The following is a 24464-nucleotide window of genomic DNA, read 5'->3' as shown; positions in this document are numbered from 1 at the left end:
AATGGGCTATCGTCTAATGGCAGGACAACAAACTCTGGATTTGTGAATATAGGTTCGACCCCTATTAGCCCATCCACTTAAATTTTTAATCCCCTTTATCATAGCTAGCGTTTGAAATTAATTTGCGCGTCATTTTTGCAGATCGTGGCAGCATTCGCCGGCTAAAGTAAATTGTGCCAAGCCATAAATAGGCAAAATTTTATCGAGCCAATAAGTAAGTTCGCCGCTTTGAAGCGCGGCGGATTATTTGATTTTTTCTTTGCCTTTGTAAGTGGCGATGCTTTGATACGAGCCGTCTTTTTTAAACGCTACCACATCATAGACCTCGGGCTGAGGCCTTGCTCCATACCTGGCGCTTCTAGCGGCATGCCAGGCACTGCTATGCCGATGACGTCTTTAGGCTTATTTTTTAGTAGCGTGCGGATCTCGCTTGCTGGCATATGCCCTTCGACTATATATCCGTCTATGATCGCGGTGTGGCAGCTAGCGAGCTCCAGCGGAAGTTTGAGCTCATTCTTCTTCTGGATAAGCGGCTCGTCAGCCAGCGAAATCATCTCGACTTCAAATCCGTTTTGCTCCATGTATTTTGCCCAGTTGTGACAACAGCCGCAGCTCTCGCCGTGATAGACCTTAACATGTTCGCCCGCCGCCGCATAGCTTCCTAATGCCGCTAAAAGCGCACCTGCAAATAAAATTTTCTTCATATTTTGCTCCAGTGATTAAAAGTCCTCGATTATACAATACGAATAGTAAATTTTTAAGAGCGAACCATATAACTCTAAGATTAAATTTGACGAAGCAGACCCGCTCGTAAGCCGAAATTTTACGAAATTTTAAAATTTCGGCGTCGCGGATAAGTTAGTTATAGACACTGAGACAGTGCTGATTTGATAGCGGATTTTGATACGTAGCCTTCCGAGTCGCTGGTAAGTGATACGTCGCAGCCTGGCTTATAGTTTTTCCAGGTGTATATGTTGCCATTGTCTTCGGTTGTTTTGATGGAGTCTGGCTGTTTATTCCATGCAGAAATTACTTGATTGATATGAAATGCATCGCTGCGGTCTTTCGGCGCATTAGTCATACCTGTGCTATCGGGCAAGGTCGTTTCGACCATATCGGTGGTGCCTGCGGTGGAAACCTCTTGGACTTTATCATTTACGCCGCCGATATTTGTTTTGCTGCTTTGGGATTTTGTTTGATTGCGTACTCCGCTTGGTTCGTTGGATATATTCCAGTTGGAACAACCGATAAAAAATACCGCTGCTACGAGCGCAGCTATTAAATTTCTCATAAAATTCTCCTTCAAAAATTTCGTTGCGATAGTAGCACATTTATCTTTAGTTTAAAATAAATCCGAGCCCTTGAAATTTGAAATTTCGTAGGAATTTTGCGAGGCGTTTCAGTAGGAATTTATAAAATTTCGGATAATATTCAAAGTTTCATACCAAACGGGCTTTTAAATTTTGCACGGCAAATGCCTTTTTGGCTACCAAATTTTAAAGGATTTTTGATGTATGCTATCATCAAACACGGCGGCAAGCAGTATAAGGTCGAAGAGGGCAACTACCTAAATTTAGACCATTTTAATGCAGAGCCGAAAGCAAAGCTCGAGCTTAGCGAAGTTTTAGCGCTAAATGACGGCGAGTTAAAGGTAGGAGCACCGTTCGTAAAGGGTGCCAAGGTGGTTTTGGAGGTCGTTTGCGAAGGCAAGGATAAAAAAGTCGTTATCTTCAAAAAACGCAGACGCAAAGATTCAAAAGTAAAACGCGGCTTCAGACGCCAATATACCCGCGTCAAAGTCGTTTCGATTAACGCATAAAGGATAGGAAATGGCACACAAAAAAGGTCAAGGCTCAACCCAAAATAATAGAGATAGTATCGGACGCCGCTTAGGCGTCAAAAAATTCGGCGGCGAGTTCGTTCGCGCGGGCAACATCATCATCCGCCAGCGCGGCACTGCGACGCACCCGGGCAGCAACGTGGGCATGGGTAGCGATCACACGATTTTCGCGCTGATCGACGGCGTCGTAAAATTTGAGCGAAAAGACAAAAATCGCAAAAAAGTATCGGTTTATCCCGCTGCGTAATTGCCGCTAAAATCTTCGGGGGCGCAAGCCCCTCTTTTAAAATTTCATCCGTTTAAAAATTATCTTCAACTCATTTGGCTATAATTGCCGTTTTAAATTTAAGGATAGCTATGTTCATAGACAGCGTAAAGCTTAGCGTCAAATCAGGCGACGGCGGCGCGGGCTGCGTCAGCTTTCGCCGCGAAAAATTCGTCATCCTAGGCGGTCCTGACGGCGGCGACGGCGGCGACGGCGGCGACGTGTATTTTAGGGTCGATAAAAACTCCCACACCCTCTCATCCTACAAGGGCAAGCGGGAGTTTAAAGCGCAAAACGGCACGCCCGGCGAGGGTCGCAAAAAGACCGGCAAAAGCGGGGAGGATCTCTATCTCATCGTCCCTCCGGGCACCAGCGTTTACGACGAGGATAGCGGCGAGCTGGTGCTTGATATGCTAAATGACGGCGAGACGAGGCTGTTTTTAAAAGGCGGCAAAGGCGGGCTTGGCAACGTGCACTTTAAAAGCTCGATTAATCAAGCCCCCGAATACGCGCAAAAAGGCCTCGAAGGGCAGATGCGCGAGGTGAGACTGGAGCTAAAACTCATCGCCGACGTTGGGCTCGTAGGCTTTCCAAACGTGGGCAAAAGCACGCTCATATCCACCGTCTCAAACGCCAAACCTCAGATCGCAAACTACGAGTTTACCACGCTCACGCCAAAGCTCGGTCTCGTCGAGGTGGACGAATATAGCGGCTTTGTCATGGCCGATATCCCGGGCATCATCGAGGGCGCAAGCGAAGGGCGCGGGCTTGGCGTGCAGTTTTTAAAACACGTCGAGCGCACTAAAATTTTGCTTTTTATGCTCGATTTTGCGAACTACCGCAGCCTTGAGGAGCAGTTTGATGCGCTGAGGACCGAGACGGCGAAATTTTCCGGAGAGCTTGCAAAAAGAGATTACGCGATCGCTCTAACTCGCGCGGACGCGGCCGAAAATTTGCAGGAAAAATTTGACGCTTTTTTGTCGCATTTGGGACTTGCGGGCACGGCTGGCGAGATGAAATTTAAACAAGATATTTATGAGTTTGACGCCGCTAAGCCGTTTTTCGTGATGCCGATATCTTCGGCTACGGGACAAAATATAAACGAGCTAAAATTTAACCTGCTTGAACTGCTTAAAAAGGAGCTGTAGGTTGCGCTAAAAGCCGCGCCGTAGAGGGGTTTTGACGAACGCAGGCCTTAAGCGCGCCCGCATACGCGGTTAAATTTTATTTATCGCTCGCAAACGCCGCAAAAAGATAAAATTTAAGGAAGCGAAATGAATAAAATTTTTATTCTAGTATTTTTATGCTTCGGCGCATACGGTTGTGATCCCGCCGATCCGGTGCCGAATTTTATGGACTTTAACGACAAGGATCACGACGGCGCGCTGAGCTTGCAGGAGTGGATGGCGGGCGAGGTACCGTCTGGGCTGAGAGCAGAGCTAAATCTGCGCTCGGGCTCGGAATTTAAGAGGCTCGATGCTAATCACGACGGCAAGATTAGCCTAGATGAGCTGGGAGCGAAACCGTCTGTAAAGATTTATTGGTCCGAAGATCCGTGCGCTTTTTGGCCTTGGCCGGACGGATCCGAGGATAAAAATCAATCCGCCGTCAAATAAGGCGCGCGAGTGTGGACCCGGGTTTACCTTACGGTCTGCGCAAAATTTATTGCGAGCACGATTGCGTCTGCATGATCGCTCGCGCCCTGATGTGGCTAAATTTAAAGGAAAAGAATGAATATAGTTTTTATGGGAACGCCTGAGTATGCGGCTAAAATTTTGCGCGCGCTTGCGGAGGCGAAATTTGAGATCGCGGCCGTCTTTACGCAGCCCGATAAGCCCGTCGGCAGGAAGCAAATTTTAACGCCTAGCGAGGTTAAAGTTTACGCGCAACAGCACCTTCCCGCCGTGCCGATCTTTCAGCCTGCAAGCTTGAAAGACGAGGCGGCCCGAGCGCAGATAAAAGAGCTAAAGCCTGATTTTATCGTGGTTGCCGCATACGGTAAAATTTTGCCGCAAAGCGTGCTTGATATCGCGCCTTGCATAAACCTGCACGCTTCGATCCTGCCTAAGTACCGCGGCGCAAGTCCCATTCAAAGCGCGCTACTAGCTGGCGAAAAGCAGACGGGCGTGACGGCGATGCTGATGGATGCGGGGCTTGACACGGGCGATATGCTTGATTTTGCCTATACGCCTTGCGAGGACAAAACGGCGGCGCAGCTGTTTGACGAACTGGGTGATCTGGCGGGCGAGCTGATCGTGCGAGTGCTGCGAAATTTTACAAATTTAACGCAGCTAAAGCAAGATGACGCGCAGGCTACGCACTGTAAAAAAATAAGCAAATCTGACGGGCTTTTTAGTTTTGAGGAAAGCTCGGGGCAAATTTATAATAAATTCCGCGCGCTGACGCCCTGGCCCGGGATCTATCTAGCTAGCGGGTTAAAAATTTTAGAACTAGAGCTTTTGAGCGAATCTTGCGGGCGTAAATTTGAACGCGCGGGTAAAATTCTGCACGTTGATAAGCTGGGCTTTTGCGTTTCTTGCGGCGAGGGCGCGGTCAAGATCATAAAAGTGCAAGAGCCTGGCAAAAAGCCCGTGGACGCTAGCGCGTATCTAAACGGCAAGCGGCTAAAGATCGGCGATCTGCTATGCTAAGTGGGATTTTAAATTCTCGCGTTTTGCGTCGCGCTTATGATGCTACGCGGGGATTTTATTTGCGCTGCACTTTTGGCATTACGACTGAATTTTGCCCCGGGTATCGCCGCGATCGTGAGGTAAAATTTTGCTGTGCGGAATTTCGAAGTGAAGCTCCAAAATCAAGGCTTTATAGAATTTTAAAATCTCGCTTCTATGCTCTAAAATTTTACGCTCACAGGAGATTAAAATTTCGCTGCCGCGGTTGCGGACTTTACAGCGCTATACCGAACACGCACCACTTAAAATTCTATGATCGTGCCGCAGAATTTTTGCGAGACAGAGCCTTAAAATTTTATCGCAGTGCCGCTAGAAAAATCCGCGTTACCGAAAAATTTAGCAAGATCGCAAAATTTCATCGCATAAAATTCCGCTACGCCGTAAAATTTTATCGTGCTAAATTTTATCTTGTCGCAAAATTCTATCGCAGCGCGGAATTTAAATGCTTGCGATATCGTAAGATGAGCGCCTTGTTTTATGCAAGGAGCTGGTTTTGCAGATAGAATTCGTAGAGCAAATGCCATCTACGCAGGAGTTTTTAGTAGACGCCGTGCGCGAAGGCAGGATAACGCCGCCTTTTGCGATAGCCGCAAATCGCCAAAGCGCCGGTATCGGCTCGCGCGGCAATGATTGGGAGGGCGCTAGCGGCAATCTCGCCTTTTCGTTCTGTGTCGCGCAGAGCGATCTGCCCGCAGATGTGCCGCCTCAGTCGGCGAGCATATATTTTGCGATGATCATGCAGGAGCTTCTAGCATCGCTCGGTTCGCAGCTTTGGCTAAAATGGCCCAACGATTTTTATGTAGATGAGCGCAAAATCGGTGGGACGATGACGAATAAGATCAAAAATACCCTCGTCTGCGGCATCGGCATGAACCTACTCGGCGCGCCCGAATATGCGGGAATTTTAGATATAAAAATCAGCGCAAAAGACGCTATAGAGGGCTTTTTCGCACTATATGAAAATAAAATCCCGTGGAAGCAAATTTTTAGAAATTTTTCGTTACAATTCCAAAAATCGCAAAATTTTAGCGTTCATCTAGGCGGCGAAAAAATTTCACTCGCGCAGGCTAAACTTTGCGAAGACGGATCGATCATAATAAATGAAGAAAGGGTTTATGCTTTAAGATGAGTGAAGTAATTACGATTGCCAATCAAAAAGGCGGCGTCGGAAAGACGACCACAGCGGTTAATCTTGCTGCGTCGCTAGCAATAAAGAAAAAGCGGGTCCTACTGATCGACGTAGACCCTCAGGCGAACGCTACGACCGGACTTGGATTTAATCGCAGCGACTTTGAATTTAACATTTATCACGTCCTAACGGGGCGTAAGAGCATGTCCGAAGTGATCCAAAAGACCGAACTTGAGTTTATGGATCTGGTGCCGTCAAACATCGGACTTGTAGGTATCGAGCGCGAAGTAAGCGAAGAGAAAGACTTCAAACTAATGCTAAAAAATAAAATTTCCGAGGTTAAAGACAGATACGACTTCATCATCATCGATTCGCCGCCGACGCTCGGTAGCATTACGGTAAATGCCTTGGTCGCAAGCGATAGTGTAATTATCCCGATTCAGTGCGAATTCTACGCGCTTGAAGGCGTCGCGTTGATTCTAAATACCGTAAAAGTCGTCAAGCAAACGCTCAATAAAAATTTAAAAATTCGCGGATTTTTGCCGACAATGTACAGCTTGCAAAACAACCTCGCCAAAGAGACAGTTGCGAATTTACGCGAATATTTTGATGATAAGCTCTTTCGTATCGGTAAGAGTGATGATCTAGTCATCATCCCGCGCAATATCAAGCTAGCCGAAAGCCCAAGCTTTGGCAAGCCGGTGGTTTTATACGATATAAAATCCGCCGGCTCCATCGCCTATCAAGACCTCGCTAAATCCATAATGGAGCAAAAATGGGCAAGGTAAAAAGAGCACTCGGGCGCGGGCTCGGTGCGATTTTAGACGACGTAGAAAGCTCCTATAACAGGGAGCTAGAAAGTGGAAATGCCGATAGCTTAGTTATCGAAATCGATGTCGATAAAATCGAGCCAAATCCATATCAACCGCGTCAAAGCTTCGATGAGGAGGCACTTAGGCAGCTAAGCGAGAGCATCGCTCGCCACGGGCTTATTCAGCCTATCATCGTTATTCAAAAGGATGATTCTTACGTCCTGATCGCCGGCGAGCGACGTCTAAGAGCGACGAAGCTTTTGGGCGAGAGTACAATCAAAGCCGTAGTCGCAGACATAAAATCTCAAAATTTAAGAGAGCTTGCCCTTATCGAAAATATCCAGCGTGAGGATCTAAATCCTATCGAGCTTGCTAAGTCCTATAAGGAGCTTATCGGCGAATACAGGATCACGCAAGAGGAGTTAGCCGACATCATCAAAAAGTCCCGCACGCAGATTACCAATACGCTAAGGCTTTTAAATTTATGCTCCGAAGTGCAAGACGCCATAAGCGCAGATAAAATTTCGCAAGGGCACGCCAAGATAATGGTTGGACTCGAAAAAGAGGATCAAATTTTAGCGCTAAATACCATTTTAGGACAGCGCCTAAGCGTAAGAGATACTGAAACTTTAGTAAAAAAGCTCAAAGATAAAACCGTTCCAAAAGAGAAAAAGCCCGGCGTGGAATTTCAAAGCTTCAAGCCCGAGCTTTTAAAGCTAAAGGCTAAGCTTGATCAATTTGGTAAAATAAGTATCAAAGAGCGTAAAATTTCGATCGAATTTAACGAAATTTTACAAATTTCCGAGTTTTTAAAGAAAATCGGATGATTTTTTATAGTGTATTTTAATTTTTCATATTGTAAAATACGCATTTTGTTTAAAACTAACCTGGAGGAGGTGCGATGCTAGACGTAAGTTTGACCGCCATGATAACGACCATTGTCGTATTTTTAGCTTTGATTTACTTCTTAAATATCAAGCTTTATAGACCGCTACTTTTGCATATGGAAAAGCGAGAGGCTATTATTAAAGAAGATGAGGCAAATGCGATGAAAAACGCACAGGACGCAGATGCCGATAAAGCAGAGATCGTAAGAATCATGGATGCTGCGAAGTTGCAAGCTGTTAAAATAAAGCAAGAGGCGATGGATAGCGCGAAGCAGGCTGCCGCCAGAGAAATAGCCGAGAAAAAAGCCGCGATGGAGGAGGATTTTGATCAATTTTTAGGCGGTTTGGATGAGCAAAAGCGCAATCTAAAAAATGATTTGCAAGCCAAAATTCCGGAATTTAAAAATGCTCTAAGCACTGCCGTGGCTAAAGTATGAGGATTTCAGTATGAAAAAATATCTATTTTTATTTATAATTCCGGCGTTTGTTTTAGCAAGCGGTGGGCACGATGGAGTCAAAGACTACGACGTGCTGTGGCGAAGTATAAATTTCATTTTGTTTTTCGGAATTTTGTTTTATCTTTTAAAAGGTCCCGCAAAAGCGGCATATCAAGGTAGGATCGACGGCATCGCATCTAGACTTGAGGCTAATCAAAAAATTTTAAAAGAGTCTGCAGCTCGCAAGGAGCAAGCTAAAAAAGATCTGCAAGATGCTAAGGTCCAAGGTGCAGCTTTAATCGAAACTGCTAAAAAAGAGATCGTGTTCGCCGCCGAAAAGATAAAAAATGTAACCGAGCAAGAGATTGCGAATTTGCAAAAATCTTTCGACGAGCAGAAGAGCTTTGAGGCGCGTAAGATCAAAAAAGAGGTCGTAAGCGAGATACTGGATGACGTTTTTGCATCGGACGACATTAAATTCGGTCAAGACAAACTGGTTAAAATCGTAGAGAAAAAGGTCGGATGATGATAAATAACACCTCAAAAAGATATGTAAACGCCCTTATACTGAGCTATAAAAAAGATGAACTAGGCTCTGTTTTGCAGACGCTCGAGAGCGTCGCGAGCGCGTTTAAAATTCCAAAATTCCAAGATATCGTAAAATCTCCGACGCTAAAAGAGGAATCCAAAGTGGAACTTATTGCTTCGTTTATAAAAAATCCAAGCGAAAAAATCGTAAATTTTATTAAACTCCTAGCTAAAAATAGGCGTATTGCGCTGATCCCGCAGATAGTCGAGGAACTGCGCGAGAATATTGCAGCACTGGATAATAAATATTTGGGCAAAATTTATTCTGCTACTGAAATAGACGCCGCAAAAATAAAAGAGCTAGAGGCTAAAATTTCAAAGAAATTTAATGCAGATATTACTCTGCAACCCGTTAAAAGCGAACTTGAAGGCATTAAGATCGAAGTCGAGGATCTTGGATTTGAGATTAGTTTTTCAGTCGATAGATTGAAACAAAAAATGAGCGAATATATTTTAAAAGCAATTTAAAGGAGTAAAGCGTGGGTGCGAAAATTAAGGCAGACGAAATCAGCAGCATAATCAAAGAGCGAATCGAAAATTTCGATCTTAGCGTTGATATCGAAGAAACCGGTAAGGTCGTTTCGGTCGCAGACGGTGTTGCTAATGTTTACGGCTTAAAAAACGTAATGGCTAACGAGATGGTCGAATTCGAAAACGGGGCTCGTGGTATCGCGTTAAATTTAGAGGAGAGCAGTGTCGGCATCGTTATTTTAGGCGATACTAGCGGTATTAACGAAGGTAGTAGCGTTAAAAGACTGGGTAAGCTTTTGCGCGTTCCGGTAGGTGATGCATTAATCGGTCGCGTGGTAAACGCTCTAGGCGAACCGATCGACGGCAAAGGCGCGATAGAGACTAGCGATACTAGGTTTGTTGAAGAAAAGGCTAAAGGCATCATGGCTCGTAAATCCGTCCATGAGCCACTTCAAACCGGTCTTAAAGCGATAGACGCGCTAGTGCCGATCGGTCGCGGACAGCGCGAGCTCATCATCGGCGACCGCCAAACGGGAAAAACCACCGTTGCTGTTGATACTATCATCAATCAAAAGGGCCAGGATGTTATCTGCATATACGTAGCAATCGGCCAGAAGCAATCTACCGTCGCTCAAGTCGTTAAGAAGCTTGAAGAATACGGTGCGATGGACTATACGATCGTAGTTGCAGCCGGTGCTAGCGAGGCGGCTGCACTTCAATACTTGGCTCCGTATTCGGGCTGCACGATGGGTGAGTATTTCAGAGATAACTCCCGCCACGCACTTATCATCTACGATGATTTGAGCAAGCATGCGGTTGCGTACCGCGAGATGTCGCTTATCTTGCGCCGTCCGCCAGGACGCGAGGCATATCCTGGCGATGTATTTTACCTGCACTCCCGCCTGCTTGAGCGCGCTAGCAAACTAAGCGATGCACTCGGTGCAGGCAGCCTAACGGCGCTTCCTATTATCGAGACGCAGGCAGGCGACGTTTCGGCGTATATCCCTACAAACGTTATCTCTATCACTGACGGTCAAATTTTCCTAGAATCTGGTCTATTTAACTCTGGAATTCGTCCTGCGATCAACGTGGGTCTTTCGGTTAGCCGCGTCGGCGGTTCCGCGCAGATTAAAGCGATCAAAAAGGTCTCGGGAACCTTGCGCCTAGATCTTGCTCAATACCGTGAACTTCAGGCGTTTGCGCAGTTTGCGAGCGATTTGGACGAGAGCAGCCGTAAGCAGCTGGATCGCGGACAAAGAATGGTCGAAATTTTAAAGCAACCTCCTTATTCGCCGCTTCCGGTCGAAAATCAAGTAGTCATCATCTTTGCGGGAAGCCGCGGATTTTTGGATGACATACCTGCAAGCTCGATCGGTAAATTCGAAGCTGAGCTCTATCCGTATATCGAGGCAAAATACCCTGAAATTTTTGAAGAGATCAGAAGCAAAAAGACCATCGAGAAGGATTTGGAAGAAAATTTAATCAAGGCTCTAAATGACTTTAAAGCGACCTTTGCCGCTTAAAAAGGCTAAATTATGGCAAATTTAAAGGATATAAAGCTACAGATCAAGAGCGTCAGAAATACGGAGAAGACTACCAAAGCTATGAAGCTGGTCTCCAACGTCAAGCTTAAAAACACTAAAGAAGCGGCGATGCGCTCGCGAGCTTATGCGGTGAAGATTAACGAGGTCTTGGGTGAAATTTCTGCGCGCGTTAAAAATTACGTAGGTAATAATTCAGGTAACGACGAAAAACTTAGAATTTTTGATACCACTCGAGAGGTAAGGGTGGTTGATTTGCTGTTTATTACCGCAGATAAAGGGCTTTGCGGCGGTTTTAATATCAATACCATCAAAAAGATCAAAGCTTTGATCGAGGAGCTTAAAGCTAAAAAGATCAAGGTTCGCCTTCGCGCCGTCGGCAAAAAGGGGATAGAGTATTTTGATTTTCAAGGCATTGAGCTTTTGGAGCGATATATCGGCGTGAGCTCATCTCCATCGTCCGAGAAAGCTAACGAAATCGTCCAAGCCGCGGTTAAGGATTTTAACGAAGGTAAAACTGACGAAGTTATACTTATCCATAACGGCTATTTGAATATGATTGCCCAAGAGATGCGGGTAAATACGTTGGTGCCAATCGGAGAGCCTGCGATTAACGAGGACGCTTTAAAAACCTCTACATTGGAAGTAGAAGTTGAAAGCCCTGAGGACGAAGAAACATTGATGTTAAATTTAATCCAGAGCTATCTTAGCTACAGCATGTATTATGCGCTGATCGACTCTTTGGCCGCGGAGCACTGCTCGAGAATGAACGCTATGGAGAATGCGACAAATAACGCCAAAGAACGCGTATCGCAGTTAAATTTAGCATACAACAAAGCCAGACAAGGCTCTATCACGACTGAGCTTATCGAGATCATAAGCGGCGTCGAATCAATGAAATGAAAGGAAAATGGATGAAAGGAATAATTTCTCAGGTAATGGGTCCCGTGGTCGATGTCGATTTCAAGGACTACTTGCCGAAGATTAATGAAGCTATCGAGGTTAAATTTGACGTCGAAGGCGCTCATCGTAGGCTGATCCTAGAGGTAGCCGCACACCTTGGAGACAATCGCGTCCGCACGATCGCTATGGATATGAGCGATGGACTTAGGCGAGGGCTTGAGGCTACGGCTCTTGGCGCGCCTATTACGGTGCCAGTGGGTGAGAAGGTTTTGGGTAGAATTTTTAATGTCACAGGCGATCTGATCGATGAAGGCGAGGATGAAAAATTTGAAACCCGCTGGTCGATCCACAGAGATCCGCCTAGCTTTGAAAATCAAAGCACGAAGAGCGAAATTTTTGAAACCGGCATTAAGGTAGTCGATCTGCTAGCCCCTTACGCAAAGGGCGGCAAGGTAGGATTATTCGGCGGTGCTGGTGTCGGCAAGACCGTCATCATCATGGAGCTAATCCACAACGTCGCTTTCAAACACAGCGGTTACTCCGTATTTGCGGGTGTCGGCGAGCGAACGAGAGAGGGAAACGACCTTTATAACGAGATGAAAGAATCGGGCGTTTTGGATAAAGTCGCCTTGACCTATGGCCAGATGAACGAGCCGCCGGGGGCGAGAAATCGCATCGCGCTAACCGGTCTTACGATGGCCGAGTATTTCCGCGACGAGCTAGGACTTGACGTTTTGATGTTTATCGATAATATATTCCGTTTCTCGCAGTCGGGTTCGGAGATGTCTGCGCTTTTAGGACGAATTCCGTCCGCGGTCGGCTATCAGCCTACGCTTGCTAGCGAAATGGGTAAATTACAGGAGCGCATTACTTCTACTAAGAAGGGCTCCATTACCTCCGTTCAGGCCGTTTATGTACCTGCGGACGACCTTACTGACCCCGCGCCTGCGACCGTTTTCGCGCACCTTGATGCGACGACCGTTTTAAACAGAGCGATCGCCGAAAAAGGAATTTATCCTGCCGTCGATCCGCTTGATTCGACCTCAAGAATGCTTGATCCACAAATTATCGGAGAGGAGCATTATAAGGTCGCTCGCGGCGTCCAGGCAGTGCTTCAAAAATACAAAGACTTGCAAGACATTATCGCGATTTTGGGTATGGACGAGCTTAGCGAAGAAGACAAGCTCGTAGTCGAGCGCGCTAGAAAGATCGAGCGCTACCTATCTCAGCCGTTTTTCGTAGCCGAGGTATTTACCGGAAGTCCGGGCAAATATATCTCGCTAGAGGAGACTATCGCTGGCTTTAAGGGAATTTTAGAGGGCAAATACGACGATCTGCCGGAGAATGCCTTTTATATGGTGGGAAATATCGACGAGGTAGTGGCAAAAGCCGAAAAGATGAAAGCATAGGAATTTTAAGATGAAAGAATTTTTGCTTTTAGATATCGTTACGCCCGAAGGGATGGTCTTTTCGGGTGAGGTCAAATCCGTCCAACTTCCCGGCATCACTGGTGAAATGGGTATTTTGCCAGGGCATGCGAGTTTGCTGACGGGACTTAAAGACAAAAGCGAAGGTGGCGTCGTCGAGATCGTGGATAAAGATGGCAAAAAACAGCTTGTTTTGGTAAACGACGGATTTTTGGAAGTTACAGAAGAAAAAACTACTATTCTAGCCACTCAAGCCGTAGCTATCGGAGGCGATAGCGAAAGCGCCGTAGCAAAGTCTTTGCAGCGCGCCAAAGATATGCTTGCGTCCATTAGCTCCGATGCGGCAAATTCCGCAGCAATCATGGCTAGAGTCGACGAATTCGCAAGGCAAAGTTAAATATGCTAGATCTAATTTTAAGTTATTTTACGAGAAGCACATTTATTACGATATTCGTGCTTTCTTGGTTATCCATCTATTTTATCGTCACTTTTACGATTTTGATCTCCAGATTTGTAGGGCTTAGTGCGTGGCAACACCGCGAAGCAAAGGCACTCGAATCCTTACTAATGGGTGGTAGGATTTCGCTTTCGGGCTCTATTTTTCAAAAAGTAAATACCGATAAAATTTCAAAAGAAGCCTTGGAAATTTATAAAGGCAAAGCTGAACGCGACTCCACTAGCGGACTTACTTGGCTATCTATCGTCGCCTCCACTTCGCCGTTTATCGGGCTATTTGGTACAGTCGTTAGCATACTTCACACATTTTCCAAGCTCGGCGGCGGAAATTCCGGCATCGATACTATCGCTCCTGCGATCAGTGAGGCGCTGGTTGCCACAGGATGTGGAATTTTTGTAGCGATCCCCGCATACACCTTCAGCTTACTTATAAAACGCAAAGCATACGAAGTTATGAGCATTATAAATCGTACGGCAGATATTTTGCTATTTAAAGCAAACACTGGAAAAGCTATTTAATGTATAATTTCGACGAAAATCCAGAGTTAAATATAACTCCACTCGTCGATATTATGCTTGTTTTGCTAGCGATTTTAATGGTCGCGCAAACGGCGATTATCTACGATGAAAAGATCGAACTGCCTAGTGGCTCAAAAGCACAGGTTTCGGAAAATACCGCGGAATTCTTGCTTGTGCGTATCGGCGAAGATCGCAAGGTTTATATCGACAAAAGCTCGATGAGCCTAGCTGAATTCCCGGATAATCTCGTGTTGCTTAAAGGCACCGGCAAGTATAGCTTGGAAAAACCCGTCTATATCCAAGCCGATAAAAGACTCGTTTACGACGATGTAATGTTTGTTTTAAAGAGCCTAAAGCAGGCGGGTTTTACAAAAGTCGCACTTCAAACAAATGGCTAATTATTCAAATTTTACGGGGGTTAAATACGATAATTTTAAATCGTTTTTAATCGCCCTTTTTGCCTATCTGCTGGTGATTTTTGTTCTTTTATATCAAATTTCAAAGCCGCAGGAAAAATTTAAAAAATATACTGACAATCCCAACGATTATATGGATGTTACTTTTGATTTCGAAATAGATGATAAACTTCCGTCCGCGCCTGAAATCGCTAAAGAAACGAAGCAAGGCGAGTTTGACAATAAGAATGTGAAGGACGTGCCGGAGGATAAAATTAAGACTACGGCGCAAGTAGTTCCGCCACCTCCGGTGCAGGCAAAGCCGAAAGAGCCCGAAAAGCCGAAGGAAGAGCCGAAGTCGGAACCTAAAAAGGACGAGTCTAAAGCTGAGCCCCAAAAAGAGGAGCCCAAACCTGAGCCTAAGTTGGAAGATAAACCTTCCGAAAAAGTAGTAGAGAAAAAAGAGGAAGCTAAGTCGGAGCCAAAAAAAGAGGAAAAACCGAGCTTGAGCGATCTTTTTTCGGATACAACTAAGGACAATAAGAAGCTTGAGGAGAGCGCCAAAGCTAGCGACGCCGTTCAGAGTAACAAAAAGTCCGATAAAGAAACCGCCACCTCTAGTGCTAAGGATAAAGCAGCATCTAAAAATGCTGTCGTCAAATCCGATAAGCTTGGCGGCAGGACGCAAAGGACGGGCGAGTATAACGCTTATTACGGCGCTATCGAGAAGAAGCTTCAGGTTCTATGGAGCAGATATGTGGCGACCGCGAAGGACGACGCAAGGATTAAGATAGTCTTTAGCGCAGATGGGCGAGTGGCGGATTATACTATTATAGAGTTGGGGCGAGAGACTGAATTTAACCAGAAGTTGCGAGATTTTTTGGATAATCTATCGACTCAGACTTTCCCGAAGTCTCCCGACGGAGCGTCGCATGAGATTGATACTAGGATGTCCGACGTGATGAAGACAAATTAGAATTCGTAAGGGAAAAAAGTGAAGAGACTTTTTTGTATTTTTGCGTTTTGCTGTATGCTTTTTGCGGCGGATTCGGAACAGAATTTTATTTATGAAAGAAATTCCGTTTCGCAAAAATCTGGTAAAATTAAAATTTCAAAGGAGTTAGATACTTATTTTTCGCAGATGACGTCGAAATTACAAACTCTATGGACGGAGTATCAAGTAGGCATTTCCGATGAAGCTAGAGTTTGCGTAGAATTTAGCACCGATGGACGAGTGATAGATTATCAAATTTTAGAGCTTGGGCGTAGCACAGAATTTAACCAAAAGCTAAGGAAATTTTTAGACGAGCTTCCTAAGCGAAGCTTTCCAAAATCACCGGATAATAAATCTCACACATTTGAAATGGTATTATCCGACGTAGCAAATTAAATTTAAGGAGAAAAGATGAAGAAACTACTTTTGATTCTTGCATTTTGTAGTAGCATTTTCGCGGCAGATGCGACTATGTCTATCGTAAACGAAGGGGTAAATCTACCTAAAATCGTCGTTCAAGATGCATCGAATCTTGCAAATTCAGAATTTGGCAACAAATTCTTTAAACTTATGGTGGGTGATCTAAAGGTCGGCGCGACTTTTGAAGTCAGCGACGAGTATCTACAAAGCAGCTATGATGCGGGCGCTTCCGATAATCTAGGCTCTAGCGGCGCCGCTCTGATCGTGCGCTACGCGGTAAGTGATAAAAGCTCGCCGATGAGCCTAAAAGCCAAAGTACTTGAGGCGAACAGCGGCAGGGTGATGTACGAGAAGAGCTTTACGCTTTCAAATGCCGAAAAGTATCCGTTTTTAGCACACATGGCGGTATCTGAGATCGTCAAGCAGTTAGGCTACTCAAATGTCGATTGGATGAAGGAGATGATTTTGCTCTCTCGCTACACTTCGACGCGCGAGAGCGAGATCATGGTGGCTGATTATACGCTTACTTACCAGCAGGTTGTGCTTCGCGGCGGATTAAATATCTTCCCTAAATGGGCAAGCGCAGCGCAGAACGAATTTTATTATACCTACTATGTCAATAAAAATACGCCCGCTATTTATAAATTTAATCTATCCAATGGTAGCAAAAGTAAAATTTTTACCGGTCATGGCATGACGATAGCTTCAGATGTAAGCGCCGACGGCAGAAAGCTTTTAATCACCAATGCGCCTAAAGATCAACCCGATATTTATTTGTATGATATAGCCTCGGGCAGCGCTAAGCAAATTACCGATTACGCTGGCATTGATGTAAATGGAAATTTTATCGACGGCGATTCGCGCGTGGCTTTTGTGAGCGATCGTTTAGGTTATCCGAACGTATTTGCCACTAGCATAAATGGCGGCAACGTTCAGCAGCTCGTCTATCATGGCAAAAACAATAACTCCATCAGCACAAATGGTAATTACGTTACTTACTCTAGTCGCGACGGCGGGGGCGGATTTAATATATATTTAATCTCTACTCAAACCGATATGATTCGCCAGTTAACGGCTAGCGGCAAAAATATGTTTCCTAGATTTTCTAGCGATGGCGGCAGCATTATGTTTATCAAGCAAGACGGCGGCGGAAGCTCGGTAGGTATTATCAGAGTTAACGAGAATAAAAGTTTCCAATTTCCGTTAAGAGTGGGTAAAATTCAATCGGTTGATTGGTAAAATATTAAAAAATCTCGTGATATAATGACTTCAATTTTTTTTGAAAGGATAGAAAATGAAACATTTAGTTTTATCTTCGATAGCAGTTGCTGCTCTATTATTGAGCGGTTGTTCTAAAAAGACCCCAGAGGCCGATACTACAAGCACAAGTGGTGCAGATAGACTAGCTGCTTTGGCATCTCAGATCCAAAGTGAAGTTGGCACTGTTTATTTCGACTTTGATAAATTTAATATTAGAGCCGATCAGCAAGGCACAATCAATAATAACGCAGCTCTATTCAATCAAGCAGGCGCAGAGTCTCTAACTGTTAAAGTTGAGGGTAACTGCGATGAGTGGGGTTCTGATGAGTACAACTATGCTCTTGGTCTAAAGAGAGCTACTGCAGCTAAAGACGCATTGGTTGCTCAAGGCGTAAATGAGAGCAGAATTTCCGTAGTAAGCTACGGCGAGAGCAATATGGCTTGCACAGAGCATTCTAAAGAGTGCGACGCTCAAAACAGACGCGACGAATTCAAAGTTGGATTCTAATTTGAAATTTAAAAATTTCACGGTGGCGGCTCTTTTGGGAGCTGCCACTTTTTTAAATGCAGAAACTTCTGCATTTGATGCTGGCAATATTGATTCAGGCAGCTCTTACGGCTTAACTGAAAACGAACAAGTATTGCGCGATAACCGCAAGCGTATAAGCGAGATGCAAGCTAGTGTAGATAATACACGCGAGAGTGTCGAAGGTTTGCGAAGCGTCCTTGAAGGAACAAATTCTAAAATTTCGAACCTGGAAAACAGGGTAGCGGATCTAGAAATTCGCGCTACTGGCAAAAGCCAAGGTAACAGCGAGCTAGATCAGATGAAACGAGATATCTCAACTATAAAAGCCCAAATCGCTGAAATCAATAAAAAATTAGGTAGCGGCGGCAGCGTAAAAAAAAACGCTGAATTAGACGCAGGCACTGCTTCAACCTCCGCTAGTACAAAAGTATATTCCGATTTTAAATCAAAAGATCAAGCTTCAGTATTGAAAGAGGCCGACGCCTTGTATGCGAAAAAAGACTATTCCGGCGCAAAAGAGCGCTACAATTATTTAGTATCTAAAAATTATAAGCCAGCTAAGGCAAACTATATGCTGGGCGAAATTTCATATTTTTCCGGCTCATACGCAGAGGCGATAAACTATTATAAAAAGAGCATTTCGCATAACGAGAGCCAAGACTACACCCCAAAACTTCTTTATCACACTGCGATCAGCTTCGATAAGATCGGCGATAAAGACAGCGCAGATAAATTCTACAAAGCGCTCAAGGCTTCATACCCGGACTCCAAAGAAGCTAAAGCCGCACCCACTAGATAACCTAAATTTAAATACAAAATCAAAAATAAAATTTTAAACAGGAGAAAAACTATGGCTAACAACCGAGTTATAAAGATGCATTATGAGCTAAAAGACGGTAAAACCGGCGAAATTTTAGAATCAAATTTAAACTCCGACCCGATTGCCTTTCTTAGCGGCAAGGATCAAATCATCCAGAAGCTGGAAGATGAAATTTTAAATCTACAAGCGGGCGAGAGCAAAATGGTTCGTATAAGCCCGAGTGACGGGGTCGGTGAGTATAAAGAGGACGCCGTGCAGATCCTGCCTAAAGAACAGTTTGCGGGCATCGATCTGGCGGTGGGCATGGAGCTTTTCGGCCAGGCAGAGGACGGCGCGACCACCCGCGTGAGCGTCAAAGCTATCGGCGAGCAGGACGTCACTATCGACTTTAACCACCCGTTTGCGGGCAAGGAGCTGGAATTTAATATAAAGATCGTCGAGAACCGCGAAGCGACGGCGGACGAAATTCTTACCGGACAGCCGGAAGGTGCGCACAGCTGCAGCTGCGGACACGACCATCATCACGAGGGGCACGAGTGCTGCGGCGGACACGGACACGATCACGCAGAGGATCACGAGTGTTGCGGAGGTCACGATCACGGAAAAGATCACGAGTGCTGCGGCGGGCATCACCACGAGCATTAGGATTTTTTTATGAAATTCGCTTTTATCTTCCCCGGACAGGGCTGCCAAAGCGTAGGCATGGGCAGGGAGTTTTACGAAAACTCCGCCTCTGCGCGCGCGCTTTTGGATGAGGCTTCAGAATTTACCGGCATCGATTTTAAAAATTTACTGTTTGAACCTAACGACAAGCTCGATGTTTCGGAATTTACGCAGCCTGCGATTGCATTAAATTCCATGATGGCGCTTGCGGCGCTGCAAGAAAGGCTGGATCAAGAAAAGCTTAATATCGCTCCGCAGTTTTTGCTCGGGCATTCGCTGGGCGAGTTTAGCGCGCTAAGCGCTGCGGGAGGCATAGAGCCGAAGCAGATGCTAAAGCTCGTAAATATTCGCGGTAGGCTCATGCAGAACGCCTGCGAGGGCAAAGGCGCCGGAATGATGGTGATCTTGGCTCTTGCCGACGAGGCGGTCGAGAAAATTTGCGCGGATGCGATGAGTGCCGGTAAGCAGGTATGGGCGGCGAATTATAACTGCGACGGGCAGATCGTAGTTGCGGGCAAAAAAAACGATCTCGCGGCACTCGAGGGCGAGTTTAAAGCCGCAGGCGCAAAGCGTGCGATGCTACTGAATATGAGCGTCGCAAGCCACTGCCCGATGCTAGGGAGTGCCAGCGACGAGCTTTTGGAATTTTTGCGCCCCGCGCTAAAAGAGAGCTTCGCCCCCGTCGTCGCTAACGCCACGGCGCGAGCATACAGGGCGAAATCCGAAGCGCTAGAGTTGCTTAAAGCCCAGCTTATCAGCCCCGTGCTTTACAAGCAAAGCATCAAAAATTATGAGGGCGAGGTGGACTGCTTCGTAGAGTTCGGCGCGGCGGTTTTAAAAGGTATAAACAAAAAGATCACGCAGAAATCAACCTTTAGCATCACGGATCTTGCAAGCTTAGACGAGTTTCTGAAATTTGCAAAGGAGAATGGATGAAAGTAGCGATCTTGGGCGCCATGCCCGAAGAGATCGAGCCACTGCTATCCGTACTGCGCGAGCGGGACGTGAGCGTGGATGCTACGGAGCATGCGAATAATAAATTCTACGCCGCCAAGCTTAATGGTCACGATCTAGTGATCGCATATTCGAAGATCGGCAAGGTAAATTCCGCCCTGACGGCTACGGTTATGATCGAGAGATTCGGTGCGCGCGCGCTCATTTTTACGGGTGTCGCGGGGGCTTTGAAGCGCGGCATCAAGATCGGCGAAATTTTATACGCCACCTCGCTCGTGCAGCACGATCTGGACATCACGGCGTTCGGTCATCCGCACGGATTCGTGCCGGGAAGTAAAATTTCGGTCCAAACCGACGCGAGGCTAAATTCCATCGCGCAAAGCGTCGCCGAGCAGCTTGGCATCACGCTAAAATCGGGTATCATCGCTAGCGGCGATCAGTTCGTAAGCGACGAGGAGCGCAAGAGCTGGATCGAGCGGACGTTTGACGCGAGCGCGGTCGAGATGGAGGGAGCGAGCGTGGCGCAGGTGTGCGACGCGCTGGGCGTACCGTTTTGCGTGCTGCGCGCGATAAGCGACGAGGCGGGACACAAAGCCGAGTTCGACTTTGACGAGTTTATGGTAAAAAGCGCGCAAACGAGCGCAAATTTCGTCCTAAAAATGATCGAAAGGTTATGATAAACCTCTCCAAAAAGTTACTGCGCCGGGTCGGACAAACCAACGCCAAATACAAGATGTTTGAGCGCGGCGATAAAATTTTACTAGCTCTTAGCGGCGGCAAGGACAGCATGAGCTTGGCGCACGTGCTGAAGCACTTCCAAAGCGTAAGCCCGCTAGATTGGGAGTTTCGAGCCGTTACCGTCACCTACGGTATCGGCGAGGATCTGCGCGAGATAAGCGCCCATTTTAAAGAGCACGAGATCCCCTACGAGATAATCGATACTAAAATTTTTGAATTCGGCAAGGAAAAGATCCGCGCAAACACCACGTTTTGCAGCTTTTGCTCGCGTATGAGGCGCGGATACATCTACTCCTACGCGCTCGAACACGGCTTTAATAAGATCGCCATCGCCCACCACCTCGATGACGCCGCGGAGAGTTTTTTTATGAATTTCACCTTCAACGGCGCGCTTCGCACTCTCGCTCCGTGCTATGTCGCCGAAAACGGGCTCGTGATCATCCGCCCGTTCATTCTCACGCGCGAGCGCCAAATCGCCGCCTGTGCTAGAGATAACGAGCTTCCGATCATGCGCGAGGAGGAGGTTTGCCCCGCGAAGCAATACGGCGGCAAGGAACCCACCGCGCGCGCCGCTACGAAGGAGCTTTTGGCGCAGTACGAAAAGGCCCATCCGAGGTTTTTTATCAGCCTGCAAGCCGCCTTTGCCAACATCCACGAAGAGACTTTTTTCGAGCCTAAATTTTAAAATTTTAAGCGGTTTGCACTCCTTCACTCAAACGAATTCAAAGCGCACAGTTCTTGCGATAACATGAGTTTCGTGCGCCTAGTTCGATTTTTTGGCTTGAATGAGCCTGACGCACGCAGAGCAGTTATTTTCCCCCGTGCTCGAACGAGCTGTGAGCCGCAGCGTGAGCAGTTGGATCACTGTGTCTAAATTGCGGTGCGGGCGATTGCACTTCTGAGTATAAGTTGTACACGAGCCGCGGCGAATAGCTATCCCCCCTGCGTCTAAGAAGCCGTGTGCGCGAGTGGTTGTACTTCTGTGCCCGAAGCCGTGCGCATGAGCGACTGTGCCCTCTGTACCCGAGAAGCTACGAGCGATAGTAGGTTGTGCGTGCTGTGTCTGTTTTTACAAAACAGCTGCGGCTGCTTTCGGCGCCGCCCTCTCGTCTTGCTCAAAAGCCGCCCGTACCAAGCGGAGCCTTACAAATAAGCGTTAAGAGGCTCACAAAGCTTGCGCGAAAGATAGTTGTAGAAATTTTATTCCGAAAAGTATTTCTGAAATTTTACTTCACAAAATTTTAAAATTCTCAACCAGACCAAATTTTAAAATTTTAACGAAGCCCGATTCAAAACTCCGACGAAGCCGAATTATGAAATTTTACCCCGCAAAATTTTAAAATTTTATCGGCAGACTATAGTTTGGGTTACATATAGCTTGAGTCGCGCTCGCTAATTGATCGTCGCACGCTGTCGCGCGCCGTAAATTTAAACCGCTCGCCCGCTCCGCAAAATGTTTCAAAAATTTTACTTCACAAAATTTTAAAATTTTAACGAAGCCGAATTCAAAATCCAGACGAAGCCAAATTTTAAAATTTTATCGGAGCGAAATTCTAAAATTTCACGCAGCCGAATTTCCGCTCTCGTTTCATAAACGTTACATTTTGAAATTTCGCCGTTCGCGCCGGGTTAAATTTCACGCCGCTTCAAAGCTGCTCAAAACCTCAGCTGTCGCGCGCGTAGATTAAATTTTAAAATTTCGCGAGCGCCGCATTGCTTCTCAAATTTACACACCGCGAAATTTTAACCGATTTTCGCTCCGAAATTTATGCCGCATTAACCGCCGCGGATATATAATAGCGAATGTCATATTTCACGTAAGGAGTAAGCATGGCTACAATCCAACCAAGCTATAAGCTTTTCATCGACGGCGAGTTTGTGGGTGCCGAAGGCGGCGCGAGCCTAGACGTTTTTAATCCCGCTACCGGCGAGAAAATTTCAAAGATCGCAGATGCTAGCAAGGCGGACGTCGATAGAGCGGTCGCCGCGGCCCGCAAGGCGTTTGAGAGCTTTCGCCGCACCAGCGTTTATGAGCGTAGCGCGCTGTTAAATAAGATCGCCGACGTCTTAGAGCAAAACGCCGAGTTCATCGCCACCGTAGAGACTATCGACAACGGCAAGCCGATCCGCGAGACGCGCGCGGTCGACGTAGCGTGGTCGATCGAGCATTTCCGCTATTTCGCGGGCGTGATCTTGGGCGAGGAGGGCAGCGCCAATATGCTAAAAGAGCGCTATCTATCCGTCGTTTTGCGCGAGCCGATCGGCGTAGTAGGACAGATCGTGCCTTGGAATTTCCCGTTTTTGATGGGCGCATGGAAGCTCGCTCCGTTACTTGCCGCGGGTGATACGTGCGTATTTAAGCCAAGCTCCGAAACCAGCCTTAGCATTTTGGAGTTCATCCGCCTAATCGCGCCGCTGCTTCCAAAAGGCGTCATCAACGTCGTAACCGGCAAGGGAAGCAAGGCAGGCGAGTTCGTCCGCACTCACAAAGGGCTCGATAAGCTCGCATTTACGGGCTCTACTGAGGTCGGCAGAGGCATAGCGCTAGCCGCAGCGCAAAAGATCATCCCCGCTACGCTTGAACTTGGCGGCAAGAGCGCGAATATCATCTTTGACGATTGCGACTTCGATGTTGCGATCGACGGCGTGCAGCTGGGTATCCTTTTCAACCAAGGCCAAGTCTGCTGCGCGGGAAGTAGAATTTTCGTGCAGGAGGGCATCTACGATAAATTCGTACCGGCGCTCGTGGAGAAATTTAAGCGCATCAAGGTAGGCGATCCGCTCGATCCAAACACCCAGATGGGATGCCAGATCAACAAAAAGCAAGCCGATAAAATTTTAGAGTACGTAAAAATCGGCGTAGAGGAGGGCGCTAAGATCGCCGTGGGCGGCAAGCGACATAGCGCGGGAGAGGCTTTTGTCGAGCCTACGCTACTCGTGGACGTGCGCAACGACATGCGCGTGGCGCAGGAGGAGATCTTCGGTCCTGTGGGCGTCGTGATTAAATTTAAAGATCAAGATGAGCTCGTCCGCATGGCAAACGACAGCCTCTACGGACTAGGCGGCGCCGTATTTACGCGCGACATCGCAAAAGCGCTCACTGTCGCACGCCTGCTTGAGACGGGTCGCGTGTGGGTCAATACCTACAACCAGATCCACGCAGGCGCGCCGTTTGGCGGCTACAAAGAATCGGGCATCGGTCGCGAAACGCACAAGATGATCCTGGATCACTACACCCAGACCAAAAACATCTACATCGACACGATCTCCAAACCGAGCGGCTTTTACGAGCAGTAGGGCTTAGTGCGGTATCTCGGGCGGTTTGCGCCGCCCGAAATTTTATTCTGATTGACTTGATTGCGTATTTAATTTTAAGACTGCTTCGGTTTAGATAAAATCCCTATATTCGATATTTTTATCACTCATTAAAATTTTTAATTTTTCAAAATCCTCTTTTGTTATATAACTTAAAGGCAAAATAATCGAGCTTAGATTAAATACGATATTTGCCAAATTAAATTTTAGTTTTAGGCAAAGTGTTTCGCCTCCAGGCAGATATGCAAATGTAGCAATATACTTAATCTCATCATATTTTAGAATTCTTTGCCAAAAGATATATCTTACTATCACTTTATCATCGTAGCACGCAATAAATTTAAAGCAATTCGGGATAACCGTCGTATAAAAAAGACCGATTAGCGTTATCCAGCCTACGATAGGAGCATA

The 24464-nt window shown here is 46.4% G+C and carries 32 protein-coding genes and 1 tRNA gene; 29 read left to right on the top strand and 4 right to left on the bottom strand.

Annotated features, from left to right (window positions below; all coding sequences use genetic code 11):
* The first annotated feature begins 2 nt into the window (after positions 1–2).
* Positions 3–76: transfer RNA gene (locus tag KH703_RS06365), tRNA-Gln, on the top strand.
* 232 nt (positions 77–308) lie between these two features.
* On the opposite strand, the gene KH703_RS06360 is transcribed toward KH703_RS06365, so the two are convergent.
* Together KH703_RS06360 and KH703_RS06355 are read right to left on the bottom strand one after the other, a co-directional pair.
* Entirely contained in the window at positions 309–704 is a 396-nt protein-coding gene (locus tag KH703_RS06360) for a DUF411 domain-containing protein (protein WP_304295048.1), read from the bottom strand.
* Positions 705–862: 158 nt separating this feature from the next.
* The gene (locus KH703_RS06355; protein ID WP_040303372.1) at positions 863–1291 is read right to left on the bottom strand and encodes a hypothetical protein; all 429 of its coding nucleotides are present in this window, start codon (positions 1289–1291) and stop codon (positions 863–865) included.
* Between the two features lie 219 nt (positions 1292–1510).
* Between KH703_RS06355 and rplU the strand changes: the two genes are divergently transcribed.
* The 6 genes from rplU to fmt all read left to right on the top strand — a co-directional run bounded on the left by rplU (position 1511) and on the right by fmt (position 4756).
* Positions 1511–1819, top strand: coding sequence for a 50S ribosomal protein L21 (rplU, locus tag KH703_RS06350; protein ID WP_040303368.1), 309 nt, complete (start codon positions 1511–1513; stop codon positions 1817–1819).
* Positions 1820–1829: 10 nt separating this feature from the next.
* A complete protein-coding gene (gene rpmA / locus KH703_RS06345) occupies positions 1830–2087 on the top strand; it encodes a 50S ribosomal protein L27 (protein ID WP_295151027.1) in 258 nt (85 codons plus the stop codon).
* Between the two features lie 110 nt (positions 2088–2197).
* A complete protein-coding gene (obgE, locus tag KH703_RS06340; RefSeq protein WP_304295044.1) occupies positions 2198–3253 on the top strand; it encodes a GTPase ObgE in 1056 nt (351 codons plus the stop codon).
* A gap of 126 nt (positions 3254–3379) precedes the next feature.
* The gene (locus tag KH703_RS06335) at positions 3380–3721 is read left to right on the top strand and encodes a hypothetical protein (protein WP_304295042.1); all 342 of its coding nucleotides are present in this window, start codon (positions 3380–3382) and stop codon (positions 3719–3721) included.
* 11 nt (positions 3722–3732) lie between these two features.
* Positions 3733–3864 carry a hypothetical protein gene (locus tag KH703_RS06330; protein ID WP_304295040.1) on the top strand — a complete coding sequence of 44 codons (132 nt, stop codon included), beginning with the start codon at positions 3733–3735 and terminating at the stop codon, positions 3862–3864.
* Positions 3836–4756 (top strand): methionyl-tRNA formyltransferase, encoded by a 921-nt coding sequence (gene fmt / locus KH703_RS06325; RefSeq protein WP_304295039.1) that lies wholly within the window; start codon positions 3836–3838, stop codon positions 4754–4756. The genes KH703_RS06330 and fmt overlap by 29 nt, the downstream gene beginning before the upstream one ends.
* Before the next feature lie 326 nt (positions 4757–5082).
* On the opposite strand, the gene KH703_RS06320 is transcribed toward fmt, so the two are convergent.
* Positions 5083–5319, bottom strand: coding sequence for a hypothetical protein (locus KH703_RS06320; RefSeq protein WP_304295038.1), 237 nt, complete (start codon positions 5317–5319; stop codon positions 5083–5085).
* Between KH703_RS06320 and KH703_RS06315 the strand changes: the two genes are divergently transcribed.
* From KH703_RS06315 to KH703_RS06210, 22 genes are all read left to right on the top strand, one after another.
* Complete coding sequence (locus KH703_RS06315; protein ID WP_304295037.1) at positions 5289–5924, top strand: biotin--[acetyl-CoA-carboxylase] ligase; 636 nt, start codon at positions 5289–5291, stop codon at positions 5922–5924. The two genes, KH703_RS06320 and KH703_RS06315, sit on opposite strands and share 31 nt — an antisense overlap.
* Positions 5921–6712 (top strand): ParA family protein, encoded by a 792-nt coding sequence (locus KH703_RS06310; protein WP_177389424.1) that lies wholly within the window; start codon positions 5921–5923, stop codon positions 6710–6712. The genes KH703_RS06315 and KH703_RS06310 overlap by 4 nt, the downstream gene beginning before the upstream one ends.
* Positions 6700–7563 (top strand): ParB/RepB/Spo0J family partition protein, encoded by an 864-nt coding sequence (locus KH703_RS06305; RefSeq protein ID WP_304295035.1) that lies wholly within the window; start codon positions 6700–6702, stop codon positions 7561–7563. The genes KH703_RS06310 and KH703_RS06305 overlap by 13 nt, the downstream gene beginning before the upstream one ends.
* Positions 7564–7637: 74 nt before the next feature.
* Positions 7638–8060 carry a F0F1 ATP synthase subunit B' gene (locus tag KH703_RS06300; protein WP_297900601.1) on the top strand — a complete coding sequence of 141 codons (423 nt, stop codon included), beginning with the start codon at positions 7638–7640 and terminating at the stop codon, positions 8058–8060.
* 10 nt (positions 8061–8070) lie between these two features.
* Positions 8071–8586: a F0F1 ATP synthase subunit B gene (locus KH703_RS06295; RefSeq protein WP_304295034.1), complete on the top strand. Its 516-nt coding sequence runs from the start codon at positions 8071–8073 to the stop codon at positions 8584–8586.
* The gene (locus KH703_RS06290) at positions 8586–9116 is read left to right on the top strand and encodes a F0F1 ATP synthase subunit delta (protein WP_304295033.1); all 531 of its coding nucleotides are present in this window, start codon (positions 8586–8588) and stop codon (positions 9114–9116) included. The genes KH703_RS06295 and KH703_RS06290 overlap by 1 nt, the downstream gene beginning before the upstream one ends.
* 11 nt (positions 9117–9127) lie before the next feature.
* Positions 9128–10642 (top strand): F0F1 ATP synthase subunit alpha, encoded by a 1515-nt coding sequence (gene atpA, locus KH703_RS06285; protein ID WP_297950558.1) that lies wholly within the window; start codon positions 9128–9130, stop codon positions 10640–10642.
* 12 nt (positions 10643–10654) lie between these two features.
* On the top strand, positions 10655–11563 hold the full coding sequence (gene atpG, locus KH703_RS06280; protein ID WP_304295032.1) for an ATP synthase F1 subunit gamma: 909 nt from the start codon (positions 10655–10657) through the stop codon (positions 11561–11563).
* Positions 11564–11574: 11 nt separating this feature from the next.
* Entirely contained in the window at positions 11575–12972 is a 1398-nt protein-coding gene (gene atpD, locus KH703_RS06275; RefSeq protein WP_295151010.1) for a F0F1 ATP synthase subunit beta, read from the top strand.
* 10 nt (positions 12973–12982) lie between these two features.
* Positions 12983–13387, top strand: coding sequence for an ATP synthase F1 subunit epsilon (gene atpC / locus KH703_RS06270; RefSeq protein WP_291938303.1), 405 nt, complete (start codon positions 12983–12985; stop codon positions 13385–13387).
* 2 nt (positions 13388–13389) lie between these two features.
* A complete protein-coding gene (locus KH703_RS06265) occupies positions 13390–13965 on the top strand; it encodes a MotA/TolQ/ExbB proton channel family protein (RefSeq protein ID WP_177389416.1) in 576 nt (191 codons plus the stop codon).
* A complete protein-coding gene (locus tag KH703_RS06260) occupies positions 13965–14363 on the top strand; it encodes a biopolymer transporter ExbD (protein ID WP_005869629.1) in 399 nt (132 codons plus the stop codon). Before KH703_RS06265 ends, KH703_RS06260 begins: the two co-directional genes overlap by 1 nt.
* Positions 14356–15336, top strand: a complete 981-nt coding sequence (locus KH703_RS06255) for a TonB C-terminal domain-containing protein (RefSeq protein ID WP_304295031.1) — start codon at positions 14356–14358, stop codon at positions 15334–15336. Before KH703_RS06260 ends, KH703_RS06255 begins: the two co-directional genes overlap by 8 nt.
* A gap of 18 nt (positions 15337–15354) precedes the next feature.
* Positions 15355–15750 (top strand): TonB C-terminal domain-containing protein, encoded by a 396-nt coding sequence (locus KH703_RS06250; RefSeq protein WP_304295029.1) that lies wholly within the window; start codon positions 15355–15357, stop codon positions 15748–15750.
* A gap of 15 nt (positions 15751–15765) precedes the next feature.
* Positions 15766–17013 carry a Tol-Pal system protein TolB gene (gene tolB, locus KH703_RS06245; protein ID WP_291938295.1) on the top strand — a complete coding sequence of 416 codons (1248 nt, stop codon included), beginning with the start codon at positions 15766–15768 and terminating at the stop codon, positions 17011–17013.
* Between the two features lie 55 nt (positions 17014–17068).
* On the top strand, positions 17069–17542 hold the full coding sequence (locus KH703_RS06240) for an OmpA family protein (RefSeq protein ID WP_005869621.1): 474 nt from the start codon (positions 17069–17071) through the stop codon (positions 17540–17542).
* Position 17543: 1 nt separating this feature from the next.
* Positions 17544–18362: a tetratricopeptide repeat protein gene (locus tag KH703_RS06235; protein ID WP_304295024.1), complete on the top strand. Its 819-nt coding sequence runs from the start codon at positions 17544–17546 to the stop codon at positions 18360–18362.
* A gap of 51 nt (positions 18363–18413) precedes the next feature.
* On the top strand, positions 18414–19028 hold the full coding sequence (locus tag KH703_RS06230) for a peptidylprolyl isomerase (RefSeq protein WP_304295022.1): 615 nt from the start codon (positions 18414–18416) through the stop codon (positions 19026–19028).
* A gap of 9 nt (positions 19029–19037) precedes the next feature.
* Complete coding sequence (gene fabD, locus KH703_RS06225) at positions 19038–19982, top strand: ACP S-malonyltransferase (RefSeq protein ID WP_304295020.1); 945 nt, start codon at positions 19038–19040, stop codon at positions 19980–19982.
* Positions 19979–20677: a 5'-methylthioadenosine/adenosylhomocysteine nucleosidase gene (locus tag KH703_RS06220; protein ID WP_304295018.1), complete on the top strand. Its 699-nt coding sequence runs from the start codon at positions 19979–19981 to the stop codon at positions 20675–20677. Before fabD ends, KH703_RS06220 begins: the two co-directional genes overlap by 4 nt.
* Positions 20674–21423 (top strand): ATP-binding protein, encoded by a 750-nt coding sequence (locus KH703_RS06215; protein ID WP_304295016.1) that lies wholly within the window; start codon positions 20674–20676, stop codon positions 21421–21423. Before KH703_RS06220 ends, KH703_RS06215 begins: the two co-directional genes overlap by 4 nt.
* 1145 nt (positions 21424–22568) lie before the next feature.
* On the top strand, positions 22569–24035 hold the full coding sequence (locus KH703_RS06210; RefSeq protein WP_297894493.1) for an aldehyde dehydrogenase family protein: 1467 nt from the start codon (positions 22569–22571) through the stop codon (positions 24033–24035).
* A 90-nt stretch (positions 24036–24125) separates the two neighbouring features.
* Here KH703_RS06210 and KH703_RS06205 read toward each other — a convergent pair.
* On the bottom strand, positions 24126–24464 hold a 339-nt coding region (locus KH703_RS06205; protein ID WP_304295012.1), incomplete at its 5' end, for a hypothetical protein.

The organism is Campylobacter gracilis (genome assembly GCF_018374135.1).
Classification (GTDB): domain Bacteria; phylum Campylobacterota; class Campylobacteria; order Campylobacterales; family Campylobacteraceae; genus Campylobacter_B; species Campylobacter_B gracilis_A.
The sequence above is the reverse complement of the archived record's forward strand: the minus strand, read 5'-3'. Positions and strand labels throughout refer to the sequence as shown.